This window comes from Pseudomonas sp. LjRoot277 (assembly GCF_964253845.1).
GTDB lineage: Bacteria > Pseudomonadota > Gammaproteobacteria > Pseudomonadales > Pseudomonadaceae > Aquipseudomonas.
This window is the reverse complement of record NZ_CAXURI020000001.1, coordinates 3,672,952-3,697,134: the sequence shown is the minus strand read 5'-3', so window position 1 is coordinate 3,697,134 and position 24,183 is coordinate 3,672,952. Positions and strand designations below refer to the sequence as shown.

Annotated in this window: 23 protein-coding genes and 1 pseudogene; 12 read left to right on the top strand and 12 right to left on the bottom strand. The window is 60.2% G+C overall.

Annotated features, from left to right (window positions below):
• Positions 1–16: 16 nt before the first annotated feature.
• The 4 genes from ACSQ87_RS17460 (at position 17) to ACSQ87_RS17445 (ending at position 4,068) form a co-directional block, all read left to right on the top strand.
• Positions 17–778, top strand: coding sequence for an SDR family NAD(P)-dependent oxidoreductase (locus ACSQ87_RS17460; RefSeq protein WP_134421544.1), 762 nt, complete (start codon positions 17–19; stop codon positions 776–778).
• 12 nt (positions 779–790) lie between these two features.
• The gene (locus tag ACSQ87_RS17455; RefSeq protein WP_436273917.1) at positions 791–1,984 is read left to right on the top strand and encodes an acetyl-CoA C-acyltransferase; all 1,194 of its coding nucleotides are present in this window, start codon (positions 791–793) and stop codon (positions 1,982–1,984) included.
• Between the two features lie 168 nt (positions 1,985–2,152).
• Positions 2,153–3,280, top strand: coding sequence for an acyl-CoA dehydrogenase (locus ACSQ87_RS17450; protein WP_046046988.1), 1,128 nt, complete (start codon positions 2,153–2,155; stop codon positions 3,278–3,280).
• Between the two features lie 14 nt (positions 3,281–3,294).
• Positions 3,295–4,068, top strand: a complete 774-nt coding sequence (locus ACSQ87_RS17445) for an enoyl-CoA hydratase (protein ID WP_223430383.1) — start codon at positions 3,295–3,297, stop codon at positions 4,066–4,068.
• 218 nt (positions 4,069–4,286) lie between these two features.
• Here ACSQ87_RS17445 and ACSQ87_RS17440 read toward each other — a convergent pair whose 3' ends face one another.
• Entirely contained in the window at positions 4,287–5,438 is a 1,152-nt protein-coding gene (locus ACSQ87_RS17440) for an acyl-CoA dehydrogenase family protein (RefSeq protein WP_436273916.1), read from the bottom strand.
• Between the two features lie 3 nt (positions 5,439–5,441).
• Positions 5,442–6,548: an enoyl-CoA hydratase/isomerase family protein gene (locus ACSQ87_RS17435; protein ID WP_436273915.1), complete on the bottom strand. Its 1,107-nt coding sequence runs from the start codon at positions 6,546–6,548 to the stop codon at positions 5,442–5,444.
• 541 nt (positions 6,549–7,089) lie between these two features.
• On the opposite strand from ACSQ87_RS17435, the gene ACSQ87_RS17430 reads away from it, so the two are divergent.
• The 7 genes from ACSQ87_RS17430 (at position 7,090) to astA (ending at position 12,843) form a co-directional block, all read left to right on the top strand.
• Entirely contained in the window at positions 7,090–7,872 is a 783-nt protein-coding gene (locus ACSQ87_RS17430; RefSeq protein WP_436273914.1) for a transporter substrate-binding domain-containing protein, read from the top strand.
• Positions 7,873–7,948: 76 nt separating this feature from the next.
• A complete protein-coding gene (locus ACSQ87_RS17425; RefSeq protein WP_033054762.1) occupies positions 7,949–8,674 on the top strand; it encodes an ABC transporter permease in 726 nt (241 codons plus the stop codon).
• Positions 8,671–9,381: an ABC transporter permease gene (locus tag ACSQ87_RS17420; protein ID WP_436273913.1), complete on the top strand. Its 711-nt coding sequence runs from the start codon at positions 8,671–8,673 to the stop codon at positions 9,379–9,381. The genes ACSQ87_RS17425 and ACSQ87_RS17420 overlap by 4 nt, the downstream gene beginning before the upstream one ends.
• A gap of 56 nt (positions 9,382–9,437) precedes the next feature.
• Complete coding sequence (locus tag ACSQ87_RS17415; protein ID WP_008155281.1) at positions 9,438–10,199, top strand: ABC transporter ATP-binding protein; 762 nt, start codon at positions 9,438–9,440, stop codon at positions 10,197–10,199.
• Between the two features lie 12 nt (positions 10,200–10,211).
• Positions 10,212–10,691: an Lrp/AsnC family transcriptional regulator gene (locus tag ACSQ87_RS17410; protein ID WP_007974731.1), complete on the top strand. Its 480-nt coding sequence runs from the start codon at positions 10,212–10,214 to the stop codon at positions 10,689–10,691.
• A gap of 182 nt (positions 10,692–10,873) precedes the next feature.
• Positions 10,874–11,812 (top strand): citrulline utilization hydrolase CtlX, encoded by a 939-nt coding sequence (gene ctlX / locus ACSQ87_RS17405; RefSeq protein WP_436273912.1) that lies wholly within the window; start codon positions 10,874–10,876, stop codon positions 11,810–11,812.
• A complete protein-coding gene (gene astA, locus ACSQ87_RS17400) occupies positions 11,809–12,843 on the top strand; it encodes an arginine N-succinyltransferase (protein ID WP_223430389.1) in 1,035 nt (344 codons plus the stop codon). Before ctlX ends, astA begins: the two co-directional genes overlap by 4 nt.
• A gap of 187 nt (positions 12,844–13,030) precedes the next feature.
• Here the strand turns inward: astA and ACSQ87_RS17395 are convergent, their stop codons facing one another.
• From ACSQ87_RS17395 to argH, 9 genes are all read right to left on the bottom strand, one after another.
• The gene (locus tag ACSQ87_RS17395; protein ID WP_436273911.1) at positions 13,031–13,738 is read right to left on the bottom strand and encodes an HPP family protein; all 708 of its coding nucleotides are present in this window, start codon (positions 13,736–13,738) and stop codon (positions 13,031–13,033) included.
• 159 nt (positions 13,739–13,897) lie between these two features.
• Positions 13,898–15,076, bottom strand: a complete 1,179-nt coding sequence (locus ACSQ87_RS17390; protein ID WP_223430391.1) for an MFS transporter — start codon at positions 15,074–15,076, stop codon at positions 13,898–13,900.
• Between the two features lie 151 nt (positions 15,077–15,227).
• Entirely contained in the window at positions 15,228–16,577 is a 1,350-nt protein-coding gene (locus tag ACSQ87_RS17385; RefSeq protein ID WP_436273910.1) for an MmgE/PrpD family protein, read from the bottom strand.
• The gene (locus ACSQ87_RS17380) at positions 16,574–17,461 is read right to left on the bottom strand and encodes a polysaccharide deacetylase family protein (RefSeq protein WP_436273909.1); all 888 of its coding nucleotides are present in this window, start codon (positions 17,459–17,461) and stop codon (positions 16,574–16,576) included. The genes ACSQ87_RS17385 and ACSQ87_RS17380 overlap by 4 nt, the downstream gene beginning before the upstream one ends.
• A complete protein-coding gene (locus tag ACSQ87_RS17375) occupies positions 17,454–18,302 on the bottom strand; it encodes a polysaccharide deacetylase family protein (RefSeq protein ID WP_436273908.1) in 849 nt (282 codons plus the stop codon). Before ACSQ87_RS17375 ends, ACSQ87_RS17380 begins: the two co-directional genes overlap by 8 nt.
• A gap of 186 nt (positions 18,303–18,488) precedes the next feature.
• Positions 18,489–19,313, bottom strand: a complete 825-nt coding sequence (locus ACSQ87_RS17370; RefSeq protein ID WP_223430395.1) for an ABC transporter substrate-binding protein — start codon at positions 19,311–19,313, stop codon at positions 18,489–18,491.
• A 53-nt stretch (positions 19,314–19,366) separates the two neighbouring features.
• Complete coding sequence (locus tag ACSQ87_RS17365; protein WP_033054778.1) at positions 19,367–20,131, bottom strand: amino acid ABC transporter ATP-binding protein; 765 nt, start codon at positions 20,129–20,131, stop codon at positions 19,367–19,369.
• A gap of 10 nt (positions 20,132–20,141) precedes the next feature.
• On the bottom strand, positions 20,142–21,020 hold the full coding sequence (locus ACSQ87_RS17360; RefSeq protein ID WP_056745976.1) for an amino acid ABC transporter permease: 879 nt from the start codon (positions 21,018–21,020) through the stop codon (positions 20,142–20,144).
• Between the two features lie 180 nt (positions 21,021–21,200).
• Entirely contained in the window at positions 21,201–22,628 is a 1,428-nt protein-coding gene (argH, locus tag ACSQ87_RS17355) for an argininosuccinate lyase (RefSeq protein ID WP_223430396.1), read from the bottom strand.
• A 296-nt stretch (positions 22,629–22,924) separates the two neighbouring features.
• Here argH and ACSQ87_RS17350 point away from each other — a divergent pair, with 296 nt between their 5' ends.
• Positions 22,925–23,890 carry a LysR family transcriptional regulator gene (locus tag ACSQ87_RS17350; protein WP_223430397.1) on the top strand — a complete coding sequence of 322 codons (966 nt, stop codon included), beginning with the start codon at positions 22,925–22,927 and terminating at the stop codon, positions 23,888–23,890.
• Here the strand turns inward: ACSQ87_RS17350 and ACSQ87_RS17345 are convergent.
• Positions 23,799–24,110 (bottom strand): annotated as a pseudogene (locus tag ACSQ87_RS17345) (hypothetical protein); the annotation flags it as partial. The gene ACSQ87_RS17350 and the pseudogene ACSQ87_RS17345 sit on opposite strands and share 92 nt — an antisense overlap.
• Positions 24,111–24,183 lie beyond the last annotated feature (73 nt).

Here is a 24,183-nt window from a genome sequence, read left to right as displayed (position 1 = left end):
ATCCAAGGAAACAATGATGCAGATCGAAAACAAGGTTTTTCTCGTCACCGGCGGTGCGTCGGGCCTCGGTGCGGCCACGGCTGAAATGCTGGTCGCGGCGGGCGCCAAAGTTATGTTGGTGGATATGAACGCCGAAGCCGTTGCGGCCCAGGCTGAACGTCTCGGCGCGCAAAGCGTGGTGGCGGACATCAGCAACGAAGCCGCGGCGCAAGCCGCTGTGCAGGCGACGGTCAAAGCCTTCGGTGGCCTGAATGGTCTGGTCAACTGCGCCGGTATCGTGCGCGGTGAGAAGATCCTCGGCAAGAACGGCCCACACGTGTTGGCCAATTTCAGCCAGGTGATCAACGTCAACCTGATCGGCAGTTTCAACATGCTGCGCCTGGCCGCTGCGGCGATTGCCGAAACCGAAGCAGATGCTGACGGCGAGCGCGGTGTGATCATCAACACCGCCTCGGCTGCAGCTTACGACGGCCAGATCGGCCAGGCCGCGTATGCCGCCTCCAAAGGCGCGATCGTCAGCCTGACCTTACCCGCCGCTCGTGAACTGGCGCGCTTCGGCATCCGCGTGATGACCATCGCCCCGGGCATTTTCGAAACACCGATGATGGCCGGCATGACCCCGGAAGTCCGCGCGTCCCTGGCGGCTGGCGTGCCGTTTCCGCCGCGCCTGGGCAAACCAGGCGAGTATGCCGGGCTGGTCAGGCATATCATTGAAAACAGCATGCTCAATGGCGAGGTGATCCGTCTCGACGGTGCCTTGCGCATGGCCGCCAAGTAAGGAGGATTTGTCATGACTATTTCCAACGATCCCATTGTTATCGTCAGCGCCGTCCGCACCCCGATGGGCGGTTTCCAGGGCGAACTGAAAAGCCTGACCGCGCCGCAACTCGGTGCTGCGGCGATTCGCGCTGCTGTCGAGCGTGCCGGTGTGGCGTCAGACTCGGTTGAAGAAGTGCTGTTCGGTTGCGTCCTTTCCGCCGGCCTCGGCCAGGCCCCGGCGCGCCAGGCCGCATTGGGCGCCGGGCTGGATAAATCAACCCGCTGCACCACCCTGAACAAGATGTGCGGTTCGGGCATGGAAGCGGCCATTCTGGCCCACGACATGCTGGTGGCCGGCAGCGCCGATGTGGTTGTCGCCGGCGGCATGGAAAGCATGTCCAACGCGCCGTATCTGCAGGACCGCGCCCGTAGCGGCTACCGCATGGGCCACGGTCGGGTACTTGACCATATGTTCCTCGACGGCCTGGAAGACGCCTACGACAAGGGCCGCTTGATGGGCACCTACGCCGAGGATTGCGCTGAAACCAACGGTTTCACCCGTGAAGCCCAGGACGCGTTTGCCATTGCCTCGACCACCCGCGCGCAGCAGGCGATCAAGGACGGCAGCTTCAAAGACGAGATCGTGCCGCTCACCGTGACCGTCGGTAAAGAGCAGGTGCTGATCAGCAACGACGAACAGCCACCGAAAGCCAAACTGGACAAGATCGCGTCCTTGAAACCGGCGTTCCGCGACGGCGGCACGGTGACCGCGGCGAACTCCAGCTCCATTTCCGATGGTGCTGCGGCACTGGTGTTGATGCGCCGTTCCGAAGCTGAAAAGCGCGGCCTGAAACCGCTGGCAGTGATTCACGGCCACGCCGCGTTTGCCGACACCCCGGGCCTGTTCCCGGTGGCACCGGTGGGCGCGATCGAGAAGCTGATGAAGAAAACCGGCTGGTCGCTGGACGAAGTCGATCTGGTCGAAGTCAACGAAGCCTTCGCCGTGGTCAGTCTGGTGACCATGACCAAACTGGAAATCCCCCACGAGAAGATCAACGTTCACGGCGGCGCTTGCGCCCTCGGTCACCCGATCGGTGCGTCTGGCGCGCGGATCCTCGTGACCTTGCTCTCGGCCCTGCGCCAGAAAGGCCTGAAACGCGGCGTTGCAGCGATCTGCATCGGCGGCGGCGAAGCCACGGCCATGGCCGTTGAATGCCTCTACTAAGGCTGCCACCAATCCCTGTGGGAGCGGGTTTTGTGGCGAGGGGGCTTGCCCCCGTTCGAGTGCGCAGCGCTCGCAGATTCTTGGGGCCGCTGCGCGGCCCAACGGGGGCAAGCCCCCTCGCCACAAAGCTCCCACAGGTTTTGCGTTCAACCCAATTAAGGACTAGTCATGATTCCCAATGACGAACAACTTCAGATCAGCGAAGCGGCCCGGCAGTTTGCCCAGGAACGGCTGAAACCGTTCGCCGCCGAGTGGGACCGCGAGCATCGCTTCCCCAAGGAAGCCATCGGCGAGATGGCGGAACTGGGCTTCTTCGGCATGTTGGTGCCGGAAGAGTGGGGCGGTTGCGACACCGGTTACCTGGCCTACGCCATGGCCCTGGAAGAAATCGCGGCCGGCGACGGCGCCTGCTCGACCATCATGAGCGTGCACAACTCGGTGGGTTGCGTGCCGATTCTCAAGTACGGCAACGACGACCAGAAAGAGCGATTCCTCAAACCTTTGGCCAGCGGCTCGATGCTCGGGGCTTTTGCCCTGACCGAACCGCAGGCCGGCTCCGACGCCAGCGGCTTGAAAACCCGTGCGCGTCTGGAAGGCGATCATTACGTGTTGAATGGCTGCAAGCAGTTCATCACGTCCGGGCAGAATGCCGGAGTGGTGATCGTGTTTGCCGTGACCGACCCAAGTGCCGGCAAGCGTGGCATCACGGCGCTGATCGTGCCCACCGATTCGCCGGGCTACAAAGTCGCGCGGGTCGAAGACAAGCTCGGTCAGCACGCGTCCGACACCTGCCAAATTCTGTTTGAGGACGTGAAGGTGCCAGTCGCCAACCGATTGGGCGAGGAGGGCGAAGGCTACCGAATCGCCCTGGCTAACCTCGAGGGCGGCCGTGTCGGCATCGCTTCGCAATCGGTGGGCATGGCCCGCGCCGCGTTCGAAGCGGCCCGCGACTACGCCCGCGAGCGTGAAAGCTTCGGCAAACCGATCATCGAGCATCAAGCGGTCGCGTTCCGCCTGGCAGACATGGCGACCCAAATCGCCGTCGCCCGGCAAATGGTGCATTACGCGGCGGCGCTGCGTGACAGCGGCAAACCGGCCTTGGTCGAAGCGTCCATGGCCAAACTGTTCGCCTCGGAAATGGCCGAGAAAGTCTGTTCCTCGGCGTTGCAAACCCTCGGCGGTTACGGTTACTTGAACGATTTCCCGCTGGAGCGGATCTACCGCGACGTGCGGGTTTGCCAGATCTACGAAGGCACCAGCGATATTCAGCGCATGGTCATTTCGCGCAATCTTTGAGAAGGAAAACACTTGTGAGCTACGAAACGATTTTGTTGGAAACCCACGGTCGCGTTGGCCTGATTACTCTCAACCGTCCGCAAGCGCTGAACGCGTTGAACGCGCAAATTGTCAGCGAGCTGAACAGCGCACTCGATGGCCTGGAAGCCGATTCGAACATCGGCTGCATCGTGCTGACTGGCTCGAAAAAAGCGTTCGCGGCCGGCGCCGACATCAAGGAAATGGCCGAGCTGACCTATCCGCAGATCTACCTTGACGACCTGTTCAGCGACAGCGATCGCGTGGCTAACCGCCGCAAGCCGATCATTGCCGCCGTCAACGGTTTCGCCTTGGGCGGTGGTTGTGAACTGGCGCTGATGTGCGACTTCATCCTGGCCGGCGATAACGCCAAATTCGGTCAGCCGGAAATCAACCTCGGCGTACTGCCAGGCATGGGCGGCACCCAGCGCCTGACCCGCGCGGTGGGCAAGGCCAAGGCCATGGAAATGTGCCTCAGCGGTCGCTTGATCGATGCGGTGGAAGCGGAGCGTTGCGGGATTGTGGCGCGGATTGTTCCGGCAGATGAGTTGCTGGAAGAAGCGTTGAAAGTCGCGGCGCTGATTGCCAGGAAGTCGCTGCCGATTGCAATGATGATCAAGGAAAGCGTCAACCGCGCGTTTGAAGTGAGCCTGTCGGAAGGTGTGCGCTTTGAACGTCGGGTGTTCCATGCGGCGTTTGCGACGCAGGATCAGAAGGAGGGGATGGCGGCGTTTATTGCCAAGCGTGAGGCGGAGTTCAAGGGGAAGTGATATTGCGGGGTGGCCTTTAGATCCACCCCTCACCCCAGCCCTCTCCCCATAGGGGAGAGGGGGGAAAGGGAGCACATCTCCATGCTTTTCAAATCCTGAGTTCGACTCGGTATTTGAGGTCGCAGAATTTCTACAAAACAACTCGGTCAGTCCCCTCGCCCCTCTGGGGAGAGGGTTAGGGTGAGGGGTGGATCTAAAGGCCACCCCATTCCCAAACATCACACCAAATAGTTCTTAAGCTCCCGAGCAATCACCATCCGCTGTATCTCGCTCGACCCTTCATATATCTGCGTAATCCGCGCATCCCGGTAGTAACGCTCCACCGGGTAATCCTCCAGATACCCATACCCGCCATGAATCTGCATCGCCGACGAACACACTTTCTCGGCCATCTCCGACGCAAACAACTTCGCCTGTGAAGCCTCCGACAGACACGGCTTACCAGCGCTGCGCAACCGCGCGGCATGCAGGATCAGTAGTCGTGCCGCGTTCAACCGGGTGTGCATGTCGGCCAGCATATTGGCGATGCTCTGGTGCTCGATGATCGGCTTGTTGAACTGCACCCGATCCCGCGAGTAGGCCAGCGCCGCTTCAAACGCCGCACGGGCAATGCCCAACGCCTGCGCCGCGATGCCGATGCGGCCGCCTTCAAGGTTCGACAGGGCAATCGCCAGTCCTTTGCCGCGCTCACCCAACAGGTTGGCTTCGGGAATCGTGCAGTTGCTCAGGGTCACCGCGCAGGTATCGGAAGCACGGATGCCCATTTTGTGTTCACTGCGGTCGACGATGAACCCCGCTGTTTCGGTCGGCACAAGGAACGCCGAGATGCCGCGCTTGCCCAGGTCCGGATCGGTCACCGCGAACACGATGGCCAGTTTCGCCCGTTTGCCATTGCTGACGAATTGCTTGGCGCCGTTGATCACCCATTGGCCGTCGCGCAGTTCAGCGCGGGTGCGCAGGTTGTGGGCTTCGGACCCGGCCTGGGGTTCGGTCAGGCAGAAGCAGCCGATGGCCTGACCGCTGGCGAGATCCGGTAGCCACGTCTGTTTCTGTTCTTCAGTGCCGTAGTTGAGGACCGGACCGCAGCCCACGGAGTTGTGAATGCTCATCAGCGCGCCAGTGGCGCCGTCGCCAGCCGAAATCTCTTCCACGGCCAATGCGTAAGCGACGTAGTCGACATAGGTGCCGCCCCATTCCTCGGGCACCACCATGCCCAGCAGACCCAGTTCGCCCATCTTCGCCACCAGACCGTCGTCGATCCAGCCGGCCTTTTCCCAGGCCTGGGCGTGGGGCGCGATTTCGCCGCGGGCAAAGTCCCGGGCCATGTCGCGGATCATGACTTGCTCTTCGCTCAATTCGATATCGTGCATGGCTCAGCTCCCGCTTTGGTCAAAACCCGTGAAGAAACTCGCGACGTACTCGGCGTCCAGCGCCTGCAAGGTCGGCGGGTTCCAGCGCGGTTTCTTGTCTTTGTCGATCAGCAAGGCGCGCACGCCTTCGATCAGGTCGCCGCGCTCGAACCATTGACGGTCCAGGTGCAGCTCAAGGGCGAAGCAGTCTTCCAGACTCAAGTGCCGACCACGACGAAGCATTTCCAGGGTCACGCCCATGGCCAGCGGTGAACGGCTTTCCAGCAGGTCGGCGGTGGTCGTGGCCCACTCGTGGCTGTCGGCGACCGTTACTTCACGCAGTTGCTCAACAATACTCGGCACATCGGGCAGGGCGAAGAAGTGATCGATGGCCGGACGCAACGCGCTCAATGGCGCGTCGGGTAGCTTTTGCACCGCGAGTTTCGCCAACAGACCTTGAAGATCCTTCAACGGTGTTTCGTGCCATTCGAGTTGATCGAGTTGATCGTCCAGGGTGCCCAGCTTGTCGCTTTCCAGGTACCAGTCGGCCAGGCCGCAATAGAGCGCATCGGCCGCACGGATCTGCACGCCGCTGACGCCGAGGTAGATCCCCAGTTCACCGGGAACGCGTGGCAGGAAATGGCTGCCACCGACATCCGGGAAATAACCGATCGCCACTTCCGGCATCGCCAGACGGCTTTTCTCGGTCACCACCCGCAGGTCGGCACCTTGTACCAGGCCCATGCCGCCGCCCAGGACAAAACCGTCCATCAAGGCGAGCACCGGTTTGCGGTAATGGTGAATCGCGAGGTCGAGGGCGTATTCCTCGACGAAGAAATCTTCGTGCAGCGTGTCGCCGTTTTTGAAGCTGTCGTACAGCGAACGGATGTCGCCGCCGGCACAGAACGCCTTCTCGCCAGCACCGCGCAATACCACCGCGTGTACATGCGGATCCAGTGCCCAGGCGTCGAGCTGACGCTGCAGATTGCGCACCATGTCCAGGGTAATGGCGTTGAGTCCGGCGGGGCGATTGAGGGTCAGGTGACCGATGTGGTTGCGAACCTCGGCCAGCACTTCGTTTTGCATGGCATCCATGGAAGAAGTCCGCGGAGAAGAAACCTGAGCAGTCATCACTAACTCCCTGCTTTTATTGTTCTTTATAGAGAAGCTCGCGCGCGAGCGATGCTGGATCGTACCAGTGCAAATTTGTGATGTACAACCGGCATATGTGCAGGGTTAGTTTGCGTTTTTGCCTTAAAGCAAGATCAAAAGATCGCAGCCTTCGGCAGCTCCTACGCAATCAATGTTCATCCGCAATATCACAGTGAGACACGGCTCTGTAGGAGCTGCCGAAGGCTGCGATCTCTTGATCTAGGGCGACCAACGACAGAATCGGCTGTGCAAGCCACTCGTTCAGCGCAGTTGAGCTGTCTGGACGGGGACTTTCGACACCTGCACCGGCCTGGCAATTGGCATTCTGGCGGTCCATTTCAAGCGCTTGCGACGATGCGCCTGGAACGGACTGCACTCCGACGACTGGCTCGGGCCGGTCGAAAACAACAACAAATACGGCTGCGGTGAATACCGCATCGACTCTCTGCCCCTGTCAAAAAGTGTGGTCAGGCGCAGGCGCCAGACCGCGATAAATCCAAATAATCCGGGACTCAAGAAGATGATCAACATCAAATGGCTGACTTTGCCGGCAATCGCGTTGCTGTGCTGCACCACCGGCGCCAGTGCCAAGGAATGGAAAGAGCTGCGATTCGGCGTCAACCCGAGTTACCCGCCTTTTGAGTCCACCACCGCCGATGGCGGCGTGCAGGGCTTTGGCGTGGATTTGGGCAACGCGATCTGCGCCGAATTGAAGGTGAAATGCGTGTGGGTCAGCAATGACTTCGACGGGCTGATCCCGGCGCTCAAGGCAGGTAAGTTCGATGCCATCGAATCGTCGATGACGGTGACCGATGCACGTAAAAAACAGATCGACTTCACCGATCGCCTGTATGCAGGGCCGACCGCCATCGTCACTCGCAAGGATTCCGGGCTGTTGCCCACCGCCGAGTCGCTGCAGGGCAAGACCATCGGTTACATGCAGGGCACGATTCAGGAAACCTACGCCAAGGCCAAACTGGCACCCGGCGGCGTGAAACTGCGGGCTTATCAGAATCAGGATCAGGTCTACGCTGACCTGGTATTTGGACGTCTCGACGCCTCCATCCAGGACAAGATGCAGGCGCAAATGAGCTTTTTGACTTCCCCCCAAGGCGCAGACTTCAAGAACAGTGAAGGCATCAGTGACCCGTTGGTCCCATCCGACATCGCCATCGGCGTGCGCAAGGACAACGAAGAACTCAAAGGCATGCTCAATGCCGCCATCAAAGCCCTGCATGACAAGGGTATCTACGCGCAGATCCAGCAGAAACACTTCGGCGATCTGGACCTCTACAACTACTGATCCTCGCGCCCCGAAGGCTGCGTCCTGGTAACAGGCGCAGCGCTTGAGCGCGGGCGCCTCAAGACAGGTGACTGACGTGAACTCCTTCCTGAATCTGATCGGGGTCGATCTCTCGGCCCTGCAAGGCTATGGCCCTTTGTTGCTGCACGGCACCTGGGTCACGCTGAAATTGTCAGCGCTCTCGCTGCTGGTGAGCATGGCGCTGGGCCTGCTCGGCGCGGCGGCGAAACTGTCGCCGCTGAAGCTGTTGAATCTGCCGGCGACCTTCTACACGACGCTGATTCGCGGTGTGCCGGACCTGGTGCTGATGCTGTTGATTTTCTACAGCCTGCAAGGCTGGCTGAGCAGCCTGACCGAGGCAATGGACTGGCCCTACATGGAAATCGACCCGTTCGTGGCCGGCGTCATCACCCTCGGGTTTATCTACGGCGCGTATTTCACCGAGACCTTTCGCGGGGCGATTCTGAGTGTGCCGCGCGGCCAGCAGGAAGCCGCTGCGTGCTTTGGTCTGAACCGCTGGCAGCGGTTTCGCTTTGTGGTGTTTCCGCAGATGATGCGTTTCGCCTTGCCGAGCCTTGGCAATAACTGGCTGGTACTGCTCAAGGCCACGGCGCTGGTGTCGATCATCGGTTTGTCGGACTTGGTCAAGGTTGCGCAGGAAGCCGGCAAAAGCACCTTCAACATGCTCGATTTCCTGCTGCTGGCAGCGGCGCTGTATTTGCTGATCACCAGCGCTTCGAACTACGTTTTGCGCGTGCTGGAACGGCGCTATAACCAGGGTGTGCGGGGGATGGCACGATGATCGAGTTGATTGCCGAATACTGGAAACCCTTTCTGTTCAGCGACGGCTACAGCCTCACCGGGTTGGCCATGACGTTGTGGCTGCTGGTGGCGAGCATTGTGATGGGGTTCTTCCTGTCGTTGCCATTGGCGATCATGCGCACCTCGCGCTGGGGCCTGTTGCGCTGGCCGGTTCAGCTGTTCACCTATGTATTTCGCGGTACGCCGCTGTATATCCAGTTGCTGATTTGCTACAGCGGGATCTACGGCATCGCGGTGGTGCGCTCGCAACCGCTGCTCGAAGCATTTTTTCGCGATGCGATGAATTGCACCTTGCTCGCGTTCACGCTCAACACTTGCGCGTACACCGTGGAAATCTTTGCCGGGGCGATTCGCAGCATTCCCTACGGTGAAATCGAGGCCGCCCATGCGTATGGCTTGAGTGGCTGGCGCCTGTACCTGCGGCTGATTCTGCCTTCGGCGTTGCGCCGGGCACTGCCGTATTACAGCAACGAAGTGATCCTGATGTTGCACGCGACTTCAGTGGCGTTCACCGCCACCATTCCGGACATCCTCAAAATCGCCCGGGACGCCAACGCCGCGACCTTCATGACTTTCCAGGCCTTCGGCATTGCCGGCCTGCTGTACCTCGCGCTGTCGTTCGGCCTGGTCGCAGCCTTCCGGTTGGCAGAGAAGCGCTGGCTGAGTTTTCTCGGTCCGACTCACTGAATCCCATTTTCTATCCAGAGCGGTGCCGCCAGGCGCGCCGCTCCAGGAGTGCTGACATGTACAAACTCACGGTTGAAAATCTGTATAAACGTTTTGGTGACAACGAAGTGCTCAAGGGCGTCTCGTTGAATGCACGGGCAGGCGATGTGGTGAGCATGATCGGCGCCAGCGGTTCGGGTAAAAGCACGATGCTGCGCTGCATCAATTTTCTGGAGCGCGCGGACGAAGGCGCCATTGAACTGGACGGCGAGCGCGTCATTACGCGCCCGGGTGCCGGTGGCATGCGCGTCGCTCATCCGGCGCAATTGCAGCGTTTGCGCACGCGCCTGGCGATGGTGTTCCAGCATTTCAATTTGTGGAGCCATCTGACGGTGCTGGAGAACATCGTGCTGGCGCCGTGTCGGGTGCTGGGAATCAGCCGCAAGGCCGCCGAAGAAAGTGCGCGGGCCTATCTGGACAAGGTCGGTCTGCCGCAACGAGTGGCCGATCAATACCCGGCGTTTCTGTCCGGCGGACAGCAACAGCGGGTGGCAATCGCGCGTGCCCTGGCAGTGGAACCGGAGATTCTGTTGTTCGACGAGCCGACCTCGGCACTCGATCCGGAACTGGTGGGTGAGGTGCTGAAGGTAATTCAGGCACTGGCCGAAGAAGGCCGTACCATGTTGATGGTGACCCACGAAATGGGGTTTGCCCGGCAGGTTTCCAGCCAGGTGTTGTTCTTGCATCAGGGCAAGGTCGAGGAGCAGGGTGACGCTACGATCCTCGACCAGCCAAAAAGTGAACGTTTGCAGCAATTTCTATCGGGTCGTTTGAAGTGAGGCAAGACGTACATGGCGGATATCCGCGATCTGTCGATCGTGCTTGATCGTATCGATCAGGCAATCATCGAAGTGCTGCGCCACGAAGGGCGCATCACTTATCAAAAGCTTTCCGAGCGCGTACACCTCACGCCCAGGCCGTGCCTGGAACGGGTGCGCAAGCTCGAACAGCTCGGGGTCATTCGTGGGTATGGCGCGATTCTCGATGAAAAGAAACTGACACCAGGCTTGTCGTTACTGGTGTTGGTTGCGTTGTCCAACCAGAGTGGGCGGGCGGCGCAAAAGGCGTTCGAAGCCAAGGTCCGCGCCTGTCCGCAGGTGCTGGAATGTCGGTTGATCAGCGGTGCGTTCGACTACAGCTTGCGCATGCGTTGCCGGGACATGGAGCATTATCGGGTGCTGACCGAAGTATGGTTCGATGATCCGGATTTGCACATCGACAAGTTGGTCAGCCATCCGGAACTGGCGATGGTCAAGACCACGATGGAATAGGTTTGGCAGAGCAAAAAAATCGCAGCTTCGGGCTGCGATTTTTTTGTCTGGTCGCCGCCGAATCGGCTGGGCCACACACGTTTTTCAGCCGTTTTCATCACGCCGCAGCCACTTATCAACCGGGTTTTTTAGCCTGCGACACAGACAATGAGTACCTCTTAACCCTCATTGAATCTGTGCCCATGCAAACCACCAATACTGTTTTGATGATTCGCCCGACACGTTTCTCCTTCAATCAGGACACGGCGGCGAACAACCGATTCCAGCAGCCGGCCGACGTCAGTGAAGACGTTCAGCAAAAGGCCCTGCAAGAGTTCGATGGCTACGTTGCTGCGCTACGCAGCCACGGTGTCGAGGTCATTGTGCACAACGACCGCGAAGCACCGCACACCCCGGATTCGATCTTCCCTAACAATTGGTGGAGCAGCCACCCCGACGGCACCTTGGTGCTGTACCCGATGCAGGGCCACAACCGGCGTCTGGAGCGGGACAAAGGCGTGCTTGACTGGTTGCGGGACGAGTACCGGGTGGAACAGTTGCTGGACCTTTCCAGCCTCGAACAGCAGGAAGTGTTCCTCGAAGGCACCGGCAGCATGGTGCTGGATCGTCAGCAGCGGATTTGCTACGCCGGTTACTCCACCCGCACCCATGCCCGTGCCCTGGATCAGGTGGTCAGTCATTTGGGTTACGAGCTGTGCGCCTTCAATGCAGTGGACCGCCAGGGCGTCGCGATTTACCACACTAACGTAATGATGAGTGTCGGCACGCGCCTGGCCGTGGCTTGCCTGGCGTCGGTCACTCAGCCGGCCGAACGCCTGGCCCTGCGTTCGCGACTGGAAGACAGCGGTAAAAAGGTCATCGCCCTGAGCTGGGAGCAGCTGGAATCCTTCGCCGGCAACATGCTGGAGGTCCACAACGCTGCGGGCGAACCTTTGCTGGTGATGTCGCGCACGGCCTGGCAATCGCTGGATGCCGCGCAACGTCGTTTGATCGAAGCCCACACCACGCCACTCCCCGTCAATATCGACACCATCGAGCGCATCGGCGGCGGCAGTGCGCGCTGCATGTTGGCCGAGGTCTTTCTGTCCAAACATCGGGTTACCCGGGAGCAACTGCAATGATCGTTCGTCCAGCCACACCGGCAGACCTGCCGGCACTGTTAGCCCTGGCCCATAGCGCCGGAACCGGTTTGACCACCTTGCCCGCCGACGCGGGGCGTCTGCGTCAGCGTCTGGAATGGGCGGCGAAAACCTTCGCCGGCGAGGCCGAACGCGCCGATGCCGATTACCTGTTTGTGCTCGAGAATGACCAGCACGAAGCCATCGGCATTTGCGCACTGGCCGGTGCCGTCGGCCTGCGCGAGCCCTGGTACAACTATCGACTGGGCCTGTTTGTCGCGGCCTCGAAAAACCTCGGGATCAATCAACAGCTGCCGACATTGTTCCTCGGTAACGACATGACCGGCCATTCGGAATTGTGTTCGCTGTTTCTGCATGCCGATCACCGCAGCGGTCTGAACGGGCGTTTGCTGTCCAAGGCACGGTTCCTGTTTCTGGCGGAATTTCGTCAGCATTTCGGGGAGAAGGTCATCGCCGAGATGCGCGGATACTCGGACGCAGAGGGCGTTTCACCGTTCTGGGAAGGTCTGGGGCGGCACTTCTTTAAAATGGATTTTGCCGATGCCGACTACCTGACCGGGCTGGGTAACAAGACGTTCATCGCCGAGCTGATGCCCAAGTTTCCGCTGCCGACCTGCCTGTTGCCGGAAGCGGCGCGAACGGTCATCGGTCGCGTCCACCCCAACACCGAACCAGCGCTGGGGATGCTCAAGGCTGAAGGGTTCGAGCACCGCGATTACATCGACATCTTCGACGGCGGCCCGCTGATCGAATGCGCCACCGGCGACATCCGCGCAGTGCGTGACAGTCAGGTGCTGCAACTGAGCATTGGCACACCGGGGGAGCAGGCGGCGACTTACCTGATTCATAACCGCCAGTTTGCCGAATGCCGGATTACCGCGGCTCCGGCGCGGGTGGCTGCTGGGACGTTGATTGTCGATGCGCAGACTGCCAAAACGCTGGGCTTGAGTGCAGGGGCATCGGTGCGCGCGGTGAGCCTGGCAGTGCCGGTACGGCAATTGTCAGCAGCCTGATCAATTCTTTGCCATAACGCGATCCGTAGCAGCTGCCGAGCCTGCGAGGCTGCGTTCGGCGGCGGAGCCGTCGTGAAACCAGCCAACTCGGTATGTCAGACAAACCGTGTGCACCGGGTTTGCGAGGACTTCGTCCTCGAACGCAGCCTCGCAGGCTCGGCAGCTGCTACAAGGACCGTGGGCGCTGTCAGGTTCTGCCTCGAAGGACTTCACCAATGCTGCGCCGCTTGGCATGCAACTCACTGGCATGGATCAGCTGTTCGAGGTCCTCGGGGGTGACGTCGAAGAAGGCTTCCATGTCCGCCAGGGCCAGTTTCAGGTCCTGGGCGGTGATCGCCTGGCTGTCGGTGGGCGGGCGATCGGCCGGCACCCTGGACACCGGTTCGCTGGCGCGTTTTGGGTAACGAATGCGCGTCAGGTTGTTGTAGGCCAGGGCGCTGAGCAGCATGGTCGATCCGCTGAGCATCACCGGGCCGAGGGCTTTCCAGTCCAGGGCAATGGTCGCCGGGTCTGCCAACACCAACAGCAGTGCCAACGCCCCGGCCGGTGGGTGCAGGCAACGCAGCCAGCACATCAGAATCAATGCCATGCCGGCCGCCAGGCATGCGCTGCCGAGGGTTCGTCCGAGCACGTGAGCGACCAGCAGCGAAACCACCCCGGCGCTGAGGTAGCCGCCAAGAATCGACCAAGGCTGGGCGAGGGCGCCGGAGGACACTGCAAACAACAACACGGCCGATGCACCCAGCGGACCGATCAAGTGCTGCGCCACTTGCATGCCGAATACCTGGCTGCACAGCCAGACGCTGAACATCGTGCCCAAGGACATGCCGATGGCGGCCCGGCTCCATTCGGAGGGGCGGGTGTTGATGGCGGCGGGAAACCAGCGAGCGAACATGAGGCAGACGATCCGTTGAAAAAAACCGAGGCAAAAAAAAGGCTTAGCTGGGATACCCAGAAAGCCCTTGAAGTTGTTCCAACTATTGGGGGAGGAACGGGCACAGTGTGCCGTTCATTCCTGATGCTGACAAATTCATATTAATGCAGTTTTAGTGCATTAATTTTGCTGTAAGGCCACCCGACGACCGCTCATGAAACACAGGAAACCGCCCATGGCGGTCAGCGCGCTCAGGGCATAAAACATCGTTGGCGGCGGAGTGTGCATCAGCAGGTAACCGCAAATCACCGGGCTCAGGGCACCGCCGAGGGCCGCGAGGTTTTGCGCGCCGTAATAGCTGCCGCGCAGCTCTTCCGGGGCCAGGGTGTCGACGAAGAGGAATTCGGCGGGGTAAATGATCATTTCACCGAGGGTGAAGATGAACATGGCCACGCACCAGCTCACAAGGCTGTCGGCCAGGCTGAAACCGATCAGCCCGACGATGAACAGGCTGGTACCGCCCGCGATCCAGTAACGCAATTGCTCGCGTTTGAGGAAACGGCCGATCTGGTATTGCAGCAGGATCACGCTGATCGCGTTGCAGGCGAGCAGGGCGGCCATGGTTTCCAGTGCCCGTTTGGAGTCGTGGGTCACCAGCAGGTATTGCGACAGGTACAGGGTGAAACGGCCGTGGACCACGGTACTGAGCAGGCAACCGCAGGTGAACATGATCAGCGTGCGGTCGTTTTTCAGGGTGACCAGCGTCTTGAGAAAACTCTGGGGCTGGCCGATTGCAGGTGTCTGGGCCGAGTCCTTCGGTATCCCGATCATCAGGAAAATACTGAAGAACGCGATACCGCCAGCGATCAGGAACGGTGCAATCGGATACACCCCGGCAATCACCACGCCCAGCATCGGGCCGGTGGCGTAGCCGATGTTGGTCAAGGTGTAGCGCAGGGAAAACGCCTTGGCGCGCTGGCCCATGGGCAGGTTTTCGCTGAGGATCGCCTTCGAACCGATCAGGAACAGCGCCGAGGCGGTTTCGGTGATCACCAGGGTGGCGGTGGTCAGGTAGAGGTTTTCGGCGAAGGTCAGCAGTACAAAGCCGATGGCGCTGGAGAGCATCGCGAGGATCAGCAGCCGGCGCTTTTCGAGGCGGTCGATGATGTAACCGCCGTAGAGCGCGAGCAGGGTGGCGATGAACACCGCGATGCCCAGCAGCAAGCCAACATCCTGTTGGTTGAGGCCGAGTTTGTTGCTCAGGAACAACGTCAGCAGCGGGCTGGTGATGGCGCGGCTGACGACGATGGTCAGCGAAACGATCATCAACCGGCGGATAACGAGTGAGTAAGTGGCCACGGTGGTGCAAATATCCTTATTCAGATTTTGTGGTGTTCGCCGATGTACCGCGTCGCGGCCATTCGCGAGCAAGCCCGCTCCCACATTTGGAACGCATTCCCCTGTGGGAGCGGGCTTGCTCGCGAAGAGGCCCGCACAGACAACGACATAGTCAAGTGAGCCACCGATCCAGCGAACGAACCGATTCAAGCGTTTCCAGTCGCTGCAACTGCCCGAGTAGTTCCACAGCCTGCTGTCGCGACATCACCCGCCCTGCCAGACTGAAAAACTTCTGCTCCAACGCCGCATCACTCAACGGATTGCCCGGCGCACCCAACGGCGGGTCGACACACAAGCTCGCCTGCCGACCGTCCACGGTCCGCACGCTGACGATGGGCTCGCCATCCTCTGACAGTTGCGAGTCCACTTCAAGACGGATGCGCGACATCCAGTGAGCAATCCGCGGATCGCCCCGTTGTTCATCGTCATAAGCATCCAATCGGCAATGACCCTGCACCAGCCGCACCGCGAGGGCATACGGCAGGCTCATCTGCGCCGCTGCCAACGTGCCGACGTCGCGCCCGCCGCACATGTCCTGCAGAAACCCGCACAACGACACCTGAACATCCTCGACCTGGTCCGCGCCGACCTGCAGCTGATCCAGCAGCAGTCCCAACGCATCGATTGCCGAATGGGTTCCTCGGCACGCCGCGTATGGCTTGATTGAACAACGAGAAAGTTTCCATACGACGCCCAGATCGGCATCCAGCGCTTCAGGTTGTGCAGTCTCACTGGCCAGGGTCTTGAGAAACCCGCCCCAGACATCGTCGAACAACTTCGTCGGCCCGGTGATGCCGCGTTGGGCAAATCGTGCTGCCAGCAATCCACCCTCGGCGGCACGACCGCTGTGAAGTTTCTTGCTTTGCGAACCGTCGTGGATGAATGCCCACAACCCCCCACTGAAACTGCCGGCAATGCCCAGCGCCGAGACGGTTTGCGCGGTATCCAGCCCGAGAATTCGCGCACTGGCCGCCGCCGCGCCGAACACGCCGCAGGTGGCGGTGGAGTGCCAGCCGGCGCCGTTGTGGGCCGAATAACTGCCGCAGGCTTCGAGCACCCGGCGGCCGATTTCGTAGCCGATCACCACGGCCGTGATCAACTCCCGGCCATTCACCGGTTTTCCAGACATCGACACCGCCGCCATGACCGCCGGCAGCACCACCGCACCGGAATGGTCGCAGCCGCCGGTGTCGTCCAGTTCCAGGGCATGGGCGGCGACACCATTGAGCATGGCGGCCTGAGCCGCGCCAGTGCGCTGATCGGTGCCCCAGATCAGCGCGCTCCCGACTTCACCGTCGAACACCTGACGTGCCTGTTTCGCGACATCGCTGCCAGCCCCGGCCAGGGTCGCGCCGAAGGTGTCGAGTATGTGCCGCTTGGCTTGTGCCACCAGTGCGGGCGGCAAGTCTTCGAATCGGGTGTCGACGCAGAACTGCGCCAATCGCTGCATCCGCTCACTCATGAAAGGTAATCCCGATAATGTCGCTCATACACGGCCGCCGGATGGTCCTCGGTCACCGGCCGAGCCGATTCAGCCCACCATTGCGCGACGTCGGCGCCCGTGGCAATCCACGCGTCATCGTGCTGTTGAATCCCCTCCAGCAACTCGCGCAGTACGCCAATCCGCCCGGGCGTAGCAATGATCTCCGGATGGAGCCGCAGCACATAACACAAGCCAAACCGGTGAAACCCGGCGAAGTCCATTTGCAGGTTGCCCAGGGTGTGGCTGTAAGAAGCGATGCGCGATTGCGCCGGCGGCACGGCCGGGCTGAGGTTGAAGGCGAAGTAGGGTTCGTCTTCCAGTTCGTAGTGCAACGGCAACTCAATGACGTCGGGCGCGGTCGGGTGAGCAAACGGCAAATCATCACCGCGCCACGACGATGACCAGCAAATGCCGTGATCCTTCAACGCCTCGATGAAACCCGGCGCACCGTTACCGGCCGGAATGCGAAACCCCGTCGGGCGCTGCCCCGTCAGCGCGGTCAGCGCCTCGCAGCCTTTGGCAATCTCGGCGCTTTGCTCGGCGAGACTCAAGTTGTCGTAGTTCTGATGGCGATATCCGGCGCAGGCAATTTCATGCCCGCCTGCCTGGATTGCCCGAATGTGCCCGGGGTTTTCCTCGGCGACGATACCGGGCACAAACCAACTGCTGGAAACCCCCAGTGCTTCGAATAAACCGAGCAACCGGTCGACGCCGCGTTGGGTGCCATAGCGCCAGACCGACAGCGTCTTGTCGCGCCCGGCGACTTCCGGGGCCTGGGTGAGGATGCCGTGGATGTCGTTGTAATCGACGGTCAGCACCACGGCGCAGCGGTAGCCTTTGGGCCAGACAGTGGACTCAGCCATGGTGATGCTCCTTCAGCCACCACTGGGCGACATCGCGGCAGGTGGCGAACCACACGTCATCGCGCTGGCGCATGTGTTCGAAGAGTTTTTCCAGCAGCAGGATGCGTCCTGGTTTGCCGGTTATCTTGGGGTGGAACAGGGTGGTCAGGCACAACCCTTCGTTCATGGCGCCGTCGTACTCGCGGCACCAGTTATCGAGGGTCAGCGCGTAGCTGGCGGTGCGGTCCAGTCCCGAAGGAAAGTCCGGCGCGCGGGTGTAAGCGAGGGAGGCGTAGTCGTCCATTTCCCAGCGGCCGGGGATTTCCACCAACGGCGTGTCGTGGCCCGGCACTTTCACCAGGTACGGCCGGTCATCACCGCGCATGCTACTGGAATAGGTCACGCCGGCGTCCACCAGCATCGCCGGGGTTTCGGCGCGCCAGTCGCCGGACGGGGTGCGGAAACCTTCGGCGCGGATGTTCAAGTGCTTCCAGAACACCTCGCGGGATTTCTTCATCACGTCCTTTTGCTGTTCCAGCGTCAGGGCGTAAAAGGATTCGTGTTTGTAACCGTGGTAGGCCACTTCATGCCCGCGCTCGACAATCGCCTGGCACTGTTTCGGCCAGTTCTCCACGACCCAGGCCGGGACGAAAAACGTCGTCGGGATCCGGAACTCATCGAGTACATCGAGGATTCGTGGCAGGGCGCGGTAAGGGCCGTAACCGCCGAAACCGAAGTACTCGGGCTTGCGCCAGATTGAGCCGTTGAGCATGGCATCGCCGGTCGGGCCGTCGAGGTCGAAGGCCAGGGCGAGGCAGGCTTTGTGCTGGTCGGGCCAGGTGAGTTGTGGCGAGGAGGACATCAGTAGCGCTCCATTTACTTATTGGTAAAACGCGAAACCTGTGGGAGCGGGCTTGCTCGCGAATGCGGTGTGTCAGTCGACATTGATGTTGAATGACACACCGCATTCGCGAACAAGCCCGCTCCCACATTTAATCCGGGTCGTCTGCCATGTTTGTGATCAGCACTTGACCCGGTGGGAGCAAACTTATTTGCCGGCGTTAATGGTCACAGTCTTGATCGCACCCAACTCCAGATCCCACTTCTTCAGGATCGCCTGGTAGCTGCCGTCATCCACCATGCTCTGCAACGCGACCTTCACCGCCTCACTCAGCTCAGGCTTTTTCTTGCTCACGCCCAGCCCGGTGAACTGCTTGGAGATCGGCAGACCCACGGTTTTGTACATGTCCTTTTCCTGAGTCTTCAGGTAGGACAAGGTCTCGCTGCCCTGCATGGCGGCGTCGATACGGCTTTGACGCAGTTGCGCACGGGCGTCCGCCGAGCCTTCGGTGCCGATCACGTTGATCGCAGGCTTGCCGGCGGCTTCGCAGTTGGCCTTGCTCCACTCGGCGATTTCCGCCGGGAAGGTGGTGCGGCGACTGGTGCCGACTTTCTTGCCGCACAGGTCGATGATCTCGTTGAAATCCTTGTTCTTCTGCAAGGTGTAGAACTGCGGGCCGCTGGTGAAGTAGTCGACGAAGGTCACGCTGGCCTGGCGTTCAGCGGTGTCGGTCATGCCCGACATCACCATGTCCACGCGGTCGGTGGTCAGCGCATTGATCATTTGCTCGAAGCCGGTTTCCTGCCATTTGATCTTCACGCCAAGACGTTCGGCCAGGGCATTGCCCAGGTCATAGTCGAGCCCCGTGAGAGTGTTGGTGGCCGGGTCCTTGAAGTCCATCGGCGGGTAGTTCGGCATGATCGCTACCACGACCTCGCCCTTTGATTTGATGCTGGCCGGTAGTTCGGCGGCCCAGGTGAAGCCGGAAGCCATAACGCCTGCGAGTACTGCTGGGATAACTATGTTCTTCATGGTCGTTCTCTTATGAGTGTTATTACGCAGCTCTTGGTTTCTGAGACTGGCGCTTAGGTTCGAACGGCAGAAATGAAGCTTTGGGTGCGTGGGTTTTGCGGACTTATTAGTATTTCTTCGGGGCTTCCAGCCTCCACGATCTGCCCGCCGTCCATGAACACCATGCGGTTGGAAACCTCGCGAGCGAAGCCCAGTTCATGGGTGACGACGATCATGGTCATGCCGGTTTGCGCGAGGTCGCGCATCACCGACAGCACCTCACCGACCAGTTCCGGGTCGAGTGCCGAAGTGGGTTCATCGAACAGCATCAGCTTGGGCCGCATGGCCAATGCACGGGCAATGGCGACGCGTTGTTGCTGACCACCCGAGAGTTCGATCGGGTAGCTGTTGCGCTTGTCGGCGAGGCCGACGCGAGCGAGCAATTCCACGGCTTCTTCGTGCGCCTCTTTGGGCGAACGCTTGAGCACCTGGCACGGCCCTTCGATGATGTTTTGCAGCACGGTCATGTGCGGGAACAGGTTGAAGCGCTGGAACACCATGCCGGTGGACAGGCGTTGACGGGCGATCTGCGATTCGTTGAGTTCGTGCAGTTTGTTGCCGACGATCCGGTAACCCACCAGTTCGCCGTCGACCCACAGGCCACCCTTGTCGATTTTTTCCAGCTGGTTGATGCAACGCAGCAAGGTGCTTTTGCCGGAGCCGGACGGACCGATGATGCACAGCACTTCGCCTTGCTCGACTTCGATGTTGATGTCCTTAAGGGCGTGGAAATGGTCGTAGTACTTGTTCAGGCTCACGGCCTTGACGATGCTTCTCATGTTGAACTCCTCAAGAACGCTTGCCGGCGCCGCGAGCGAAACGACGCTCCAGACGACTTTGACCGAAGGACAGGACGGTGACGGTGGCCAGGTACCAGATACCGGCGACGATCAGCAGCTCCATGACCCGGGCGTTGGCGTAGTAGATGTTCTGGGCGTTGTAGAGCAGTTCCGAGTACTGGATGACGCTCGCCAGCGAGGTCATTTTCACCATGCCGATGAACTCGTTACCGACCGGCGGAATGATGACCCGCATGGCTTGCGGCAGGATGATCCGGCGCAGCGCTTGCAGGCGCGGCATACCGATCGACTTGGCGGCTTCGTACTGGCCGGTGTCCACCGACAACAGGCCGGCACGCACCACTTCGGCGGTGTAGGCGCCCTGGTTGATGCTCAAGCCGAGCAGGGCGGCCACGAACGGCGTCATCAGGCTCACGGTGTCCATTTCGAACAGGCCGGGGATGCCGATGGTGGGGAAGATCAGCGCCAGGTTGAACCACAACAGCAGTTGCAGAATCAGTGGCGTGCCGCGAAACAGCCAGGTGTAGGTCACTGCCACGTAGCGCAGGATCGGGTTGGCCGACATGCGCATGATCGCGGTGATCACCCCGAAAACAATGCCCAGCGCCATGGCCAGCACCGCCATGACGATGGTGTTGAGCAAGCCCCACATGATCGCTTGGGAAGTGAGGAACTGGCCGATGTAAGACCACTCGATCTTGCCTTCGGCGAAGGCCCGCACCAGCCCGAGAATTGCAATGACGATGACGGTGGCGAAGAAGATCCGCCCGTAGTAGCGCCGTGGCACATGGTGGTATTGGGTAATATCGAACTGGTTTTCCGCCAGTTTGCGCTCCGACTGGAGTCGTTCTGCCTGAGTCTGGCTCATGTTGTTTCTCCGTACACTTGGTAATTCAGGCCAACCACAATCCCTGTGGGAGCGGCGGTGCGACGATTCGACTTGCTCGCGAATGCGGTGTGTCATTCAACATAAATGGTGACTGACACGGCCCCTTCGCGAGCAAGTCGAATCGTCGCACCGCCGCTCCCACAGGTTTTGTGTTCTGCTTCAGAGGCGGAAGCCCTGATAGTTCTCGGTCCACTCTTGCTGCGCGGCGAGGGCGGTTTTCAAGCGGCCGATCTGCTCGCGCACCTGTTGCGGCGCGGTGCCGCCCCAGCCACTGCGGGCGGCGATGGCAGCTTCGAGGGTCAGGCTCTCGCGCACTTCCGCGGTCAGGCGCGGATCAATCTCGGCGAACAACGCTGGCGAGGCTTCCCACAATTCGATGTCGTGTTTCTCACAGGCCTGGACCAGCGCACCGGTGATTTCGTGAGCTTCCTTGAACGGCACGCCGCGCATGGCCAGCCAGTCGGCGACTTCGGTGGCGAGGGTGAAACCCAGTGGTGCCTGACGACGCAACTCTTCGACGTTGACCTTCATGGTCGCGACCATCCCGGCCATGGCTGGCAGCACCAGCAGCAGGGTGTCGACACTGTCGAGTACGCCGTTTTTGTCTTCGCTCAAGTCGCGGTTGTACGACAGCGGCAGGGATTTCAGTGTGGAAAGCAGGCCGGTCAGGTTGCCGATCAGGCGACCCGCCTTGCCGCGTGCCAGTTCAGCGATGTCCGGGTTTTTCTTCTGCGGCATGATCGAGCTGCCGGTGGCGTAGGCATCGTCCAGTGCGACCCAGCGAAACTGCCGCGACGACCACAGGCAGAACTCTTCGGCGAGGCGGGAAATGTTGATCCCGAGCATGCTGGCAATGAACAGGAACTCGGCAACGTGATCGCGGCTGGCCACGGCGTCGATGGAGTTTTCACACACGCCGCTGTAACCCATTTCCTTGGCCGACTGCTGAGGCAGGCGAGCGATGGCGGAACCGGCCATGGCCGCAGCACCCAGTGGCGACAACGAAGTGCGTACGTCCCAATCCACCAGACGTTGCACATCACGCAACATCGATTGGGCGTGGGCCAGCAAGTGGTGAGCGAAAACGATGGGTTGAGCTTGCTGCAGGTGAGTGAACCCCGGGCAGATGCTTTCGATGTGTTGCTCGGCCTGATCCACCAGCGCTTGCTGCAGGGCCAGCACTTCAACGGCCAGGGTGCGGACATGATCACGCAGGAACAGGCGCAAGTCGTTGGCGGTCTGGTCGTTGCGTGAACGGCCAGCGCGAAGCTTGCCGCCCAGCGCGCCGAGGCGTTCGGTCAGCAGGCGTTCGATGAAGGTGTGGACGTCTTCATCGTCCAGCGTCGGTGCGATGCTGCCGGCGCGAAAGTCATCACCGATGCGCTCAAGAGCGTCGAGCATGGTTTGGGTTTCTTGTTCGCTCAGCAGCCCGGCGCGCTGCAATTCACGGGCATGTGCCTTGGAACCGGCGAGGTCATACGGGGTGAGGCGAAAGTAGCGCTCGGGGCAACGGGACAAGGCCGCCAGGGCTTCGGACGGGCCGCTTTTGAAGCGAGCACCCCAGAGACGGTCGGTGGTTTGAGACATTGTTGTTTTCCTCGTCGGTAAAGCGAACTGAAATCGGTGTGCCGGGCATGAAACACTCGCCACAAATCAATTGGGCGTGGTTTGGCCTAAGCAGTTTTCAAGAGGGCAGTTGCATCGTTGCGAGAGCTGATCGAAGTGTCAGCTTTTAATAGTTCGAAATCAGTGAGTTGGCACTGATGTGCGGGATTTATTAGCGGTTGCCAAGCCTGGTTTTCTGTGGTCATTATTATTTACCAGCACTATTTTTGTTGTTGGACACAGGTTGTTGAATAGGGCGCCAGAGGTAAATAGGCATTATGGAAACCCCACTTTCCAATTCCGGAAACCCGCCGTTGAAAACGAGCCATCGGGCACCGCTGACCCTCAGCGGTCTGGACTTCAAACTGCTCAAAGTGTTTAAGGCTGTGGTTGAGGCCGGCGGCTTCAGTGCCGCCCAGAACGAGCTGAATGTGGGACTGGCAGCCATCAGCAAACAGATCTCCGACCTGGAGATTCGTATCGGCATGCGCCTGTGTACCCGAGGTCGCGAGGGTTTTCACCTGACCGAAGAGGGACGTCTGGTGTATCAGGCGTCGATTGATTTATTTGCCTCGGTCGACAACTTTCGTGATCGGCTTAGTTCAGCGCAAAACGAACTGATCGGTGACCTTGGTGTGGGGGTTATTGATAATACGATTTCCGATGTTAATTCGCCGTTAGTTGCTGCACTTAGAATAATTAATGAGACATCGCCTAAAGTCAGGTTCCAACTTCAATCCTCTCAGTTGGATGAGGTGGAAAGAGGCGTGGTAGAGGGGCGATTAGTGGCGGGGATCGTGCCGGTTTATCAGAAGCGCGAAGAGTTTGACTACTACGCGCTTTATGAAGAACGCTCCGAAGTTTATTGCGCGGTCGGTCATCCGTTATTCTCGGTGCCGGACGCAGAAATCGGCAGTCATGTGCTCAAGGATTACGAGTGCATCAACCACCGTTACGCGATCCATCGCGACAAACTGAATTTTGCCCACTACGACAGCTTTTCCGCCTCGGCCACCCAGGTCGAAGCGGTGGCATTACTGATCAAGACCGGGCGTTTCGTGGGTTTTCTGCCCCAGCATTACGCCGCATCAATGGTGGCTCAGGGGCAGTTCCGGGCGGTGCGCCCGGACCTGATCAACATCGTCACGCCGTTCAATCTGATCCTTCGCCACAACACCGTGCGCAGTCCTCTGGTGAAGGCGTTTGCCCAGGCGTTGGGGGTTGATTTGAAGGCGCCGCTCTAAGGCTCAAACGCATCGCACAACGTCGCTCACCGGGTAAGCCGTGGGCGACTTCGTCGTTTAATACAGTCGCTAATCGCGGACCCAATTGTGCAGGGCTCAATGTTTCAAAGCCCATGCCCTGATAAAACGGTTCATTCCACGGCAAGTCGCGGAACGTGGTCAGCGTCAGACCGTAGAGTTCTCGATCCCGGGCATGCTCAACCGCGGTTAACAGTAACTTCCCGCTCAATGGCGGGGAGGGCAGCAGCGTCGGTAAGTTGGGCACGGCGAATAGTGAAATTCATGCGGGCGAC

Excerpts from the sequence above, each read along its gene's own strand:
- ACSQ87_RS17455 (WP_436273917.1), top strand. The coding sequence starts at position 791 with ATGACTATTTCCAACGATCCCATTGTTATCGTCAGCGCCGTCCGCACC.
- argH (WP_223430396.1), bottom strand. The coding sequence starts at position 22,628 with ATGTCTCAAACCACCGACCGTCTCTGGGGTGCTCGCTTCAAAAGCGGC.
- ACSQ87_RS17435 (WP_436273915.1), bottom strand. The coding sequence starts at position 6,548 with ATGACTGCTCAGGTTTCTTCTCCGCGGACTTCTTCCATGGATGCCATG.
- ACSQ87_RS17420 (WP_436273913.1), top strand. The coding sequence starts at position 8,671 with ATGATCGAGTTGATTGCCGAATACTGGAAACCCTTTCTGTTCAGCGAC.
- ACSQ87_RS17430 (WP_436273914.1), top strand. The coding sequence starts at position 7,090 with ATGATCAACATCAAATGGCTGACTTTGCCGGCAATCGCGTTGCTGTGC.
- ACSQ87_RS17360 (WP_056745976.1), bottom strand. The coding sequence starts at position 21,020 with ATGAGCCAGACTCAGGCAGAACGACTCCAGTCGGAGCGCAAACTGGCG.
- ACSQ87_RS17395 (WP_436273911.1), bottom strand. The coding sequence starts at position 13,738 with ATGTTCGCTCGCTGGTTTCCCGCCGCCATCAACACCCGCCCCTCCGAA.
- ACSQ87_RS17350 (WP_223430397.1), top strand. The coding sequence starts at position 22,925 with ATGGAAACCCCACTTTCCAATTCCGGAAACCCGCCGTTGAAAACGAGC.
- ACSQ87_RS17460 (WP_134421544.1), top strand. The coding sequence starts at position 17 with ATGCAGATCGAAAACAAGGTTTTTCTCGTCACCGGCGGTGCGTCGGGC.
- ACSQ87_RS17385 (WP_436273910.1), bottom strand. The coding sequence starts at position 16,577 with ATGAGTGAGCGGATGCAGCGATTGGCGCAGTTCTGCGTCGACACCCGA.
- ACSQ87_RS17440 (WP_436273916.1), bottom strand. The coding sequence starts at position 5,438 with ATGCACGATATCGAATTGAGCGAAGAGCAAGTCATGATCCGCGACATG.
- astA (WP_223430389.1), top strand. The coding sequence starts at position 11,809 with ATGATCGTTCGTCCAGCCACACCGGCAGACCTGCCGGCACTGTTAGCC.
- ACSQ87_RS17410 (WP_007974731.1), top strand. The coding sequence starts at position 10,212 with ATGGCGGATATCCGCGATCTGTCGATCGTGCTTGATCGTATCGATCAG.
- ctlX (WP_436273912.1), top strand. The coding sequence starts at position 10,874 with ATGCAAACCACCAATACTGTTTTGATGATTCGCCCGACACGTTTCTCC.
- ACSQ87_RS17450 (WP_046046988.1), top strand. The coding sequence starts at position 2,153 with ATGATTCCCAATGACGAACAACTTCAGATCAGCGAAGCGGCCCGGCAG.
- ACSQ87_RS17370 (WP_223430395.1), bottom strand. The coding sequence starts at position 19,313 with ATGAAGAACATAGTTATCCCAGCAGTACTCGCAGGCGTTATGGCTTCC.
- ACSQ87_RS17365 (WP_033054778.1), bottom strand. The coding sequence starts at position 20,131 with ATGAGAAGCATCGTCAAGGCCGTGAGCCTGAACAAGTACTACGACCAT.
- ACSQ87_RS17415 (WP_008155281.1), top strand. The coding sequence starts at position 9,438 with ATGTACAAACTCACGGTTGAAAATCTGTATAAACGTTTTGGTGACAAC.
- ACSQ87_RS17375 (WP_436273908.1), bottom strand. The coding sequence starts at position 18,302 with ATGTCCTCCTCGCCACAACTCACCTGGCCCGACCAGCACAAAGCCTGC.
- ACSQ87_RS17380 (WP_436273909.1), bottom strand. The coding sequence starts at position 17,461 with ATGGCTGAGTCCACTGTCTGGCCCAAAGGCTACCGCTGCGCCGTGGTG.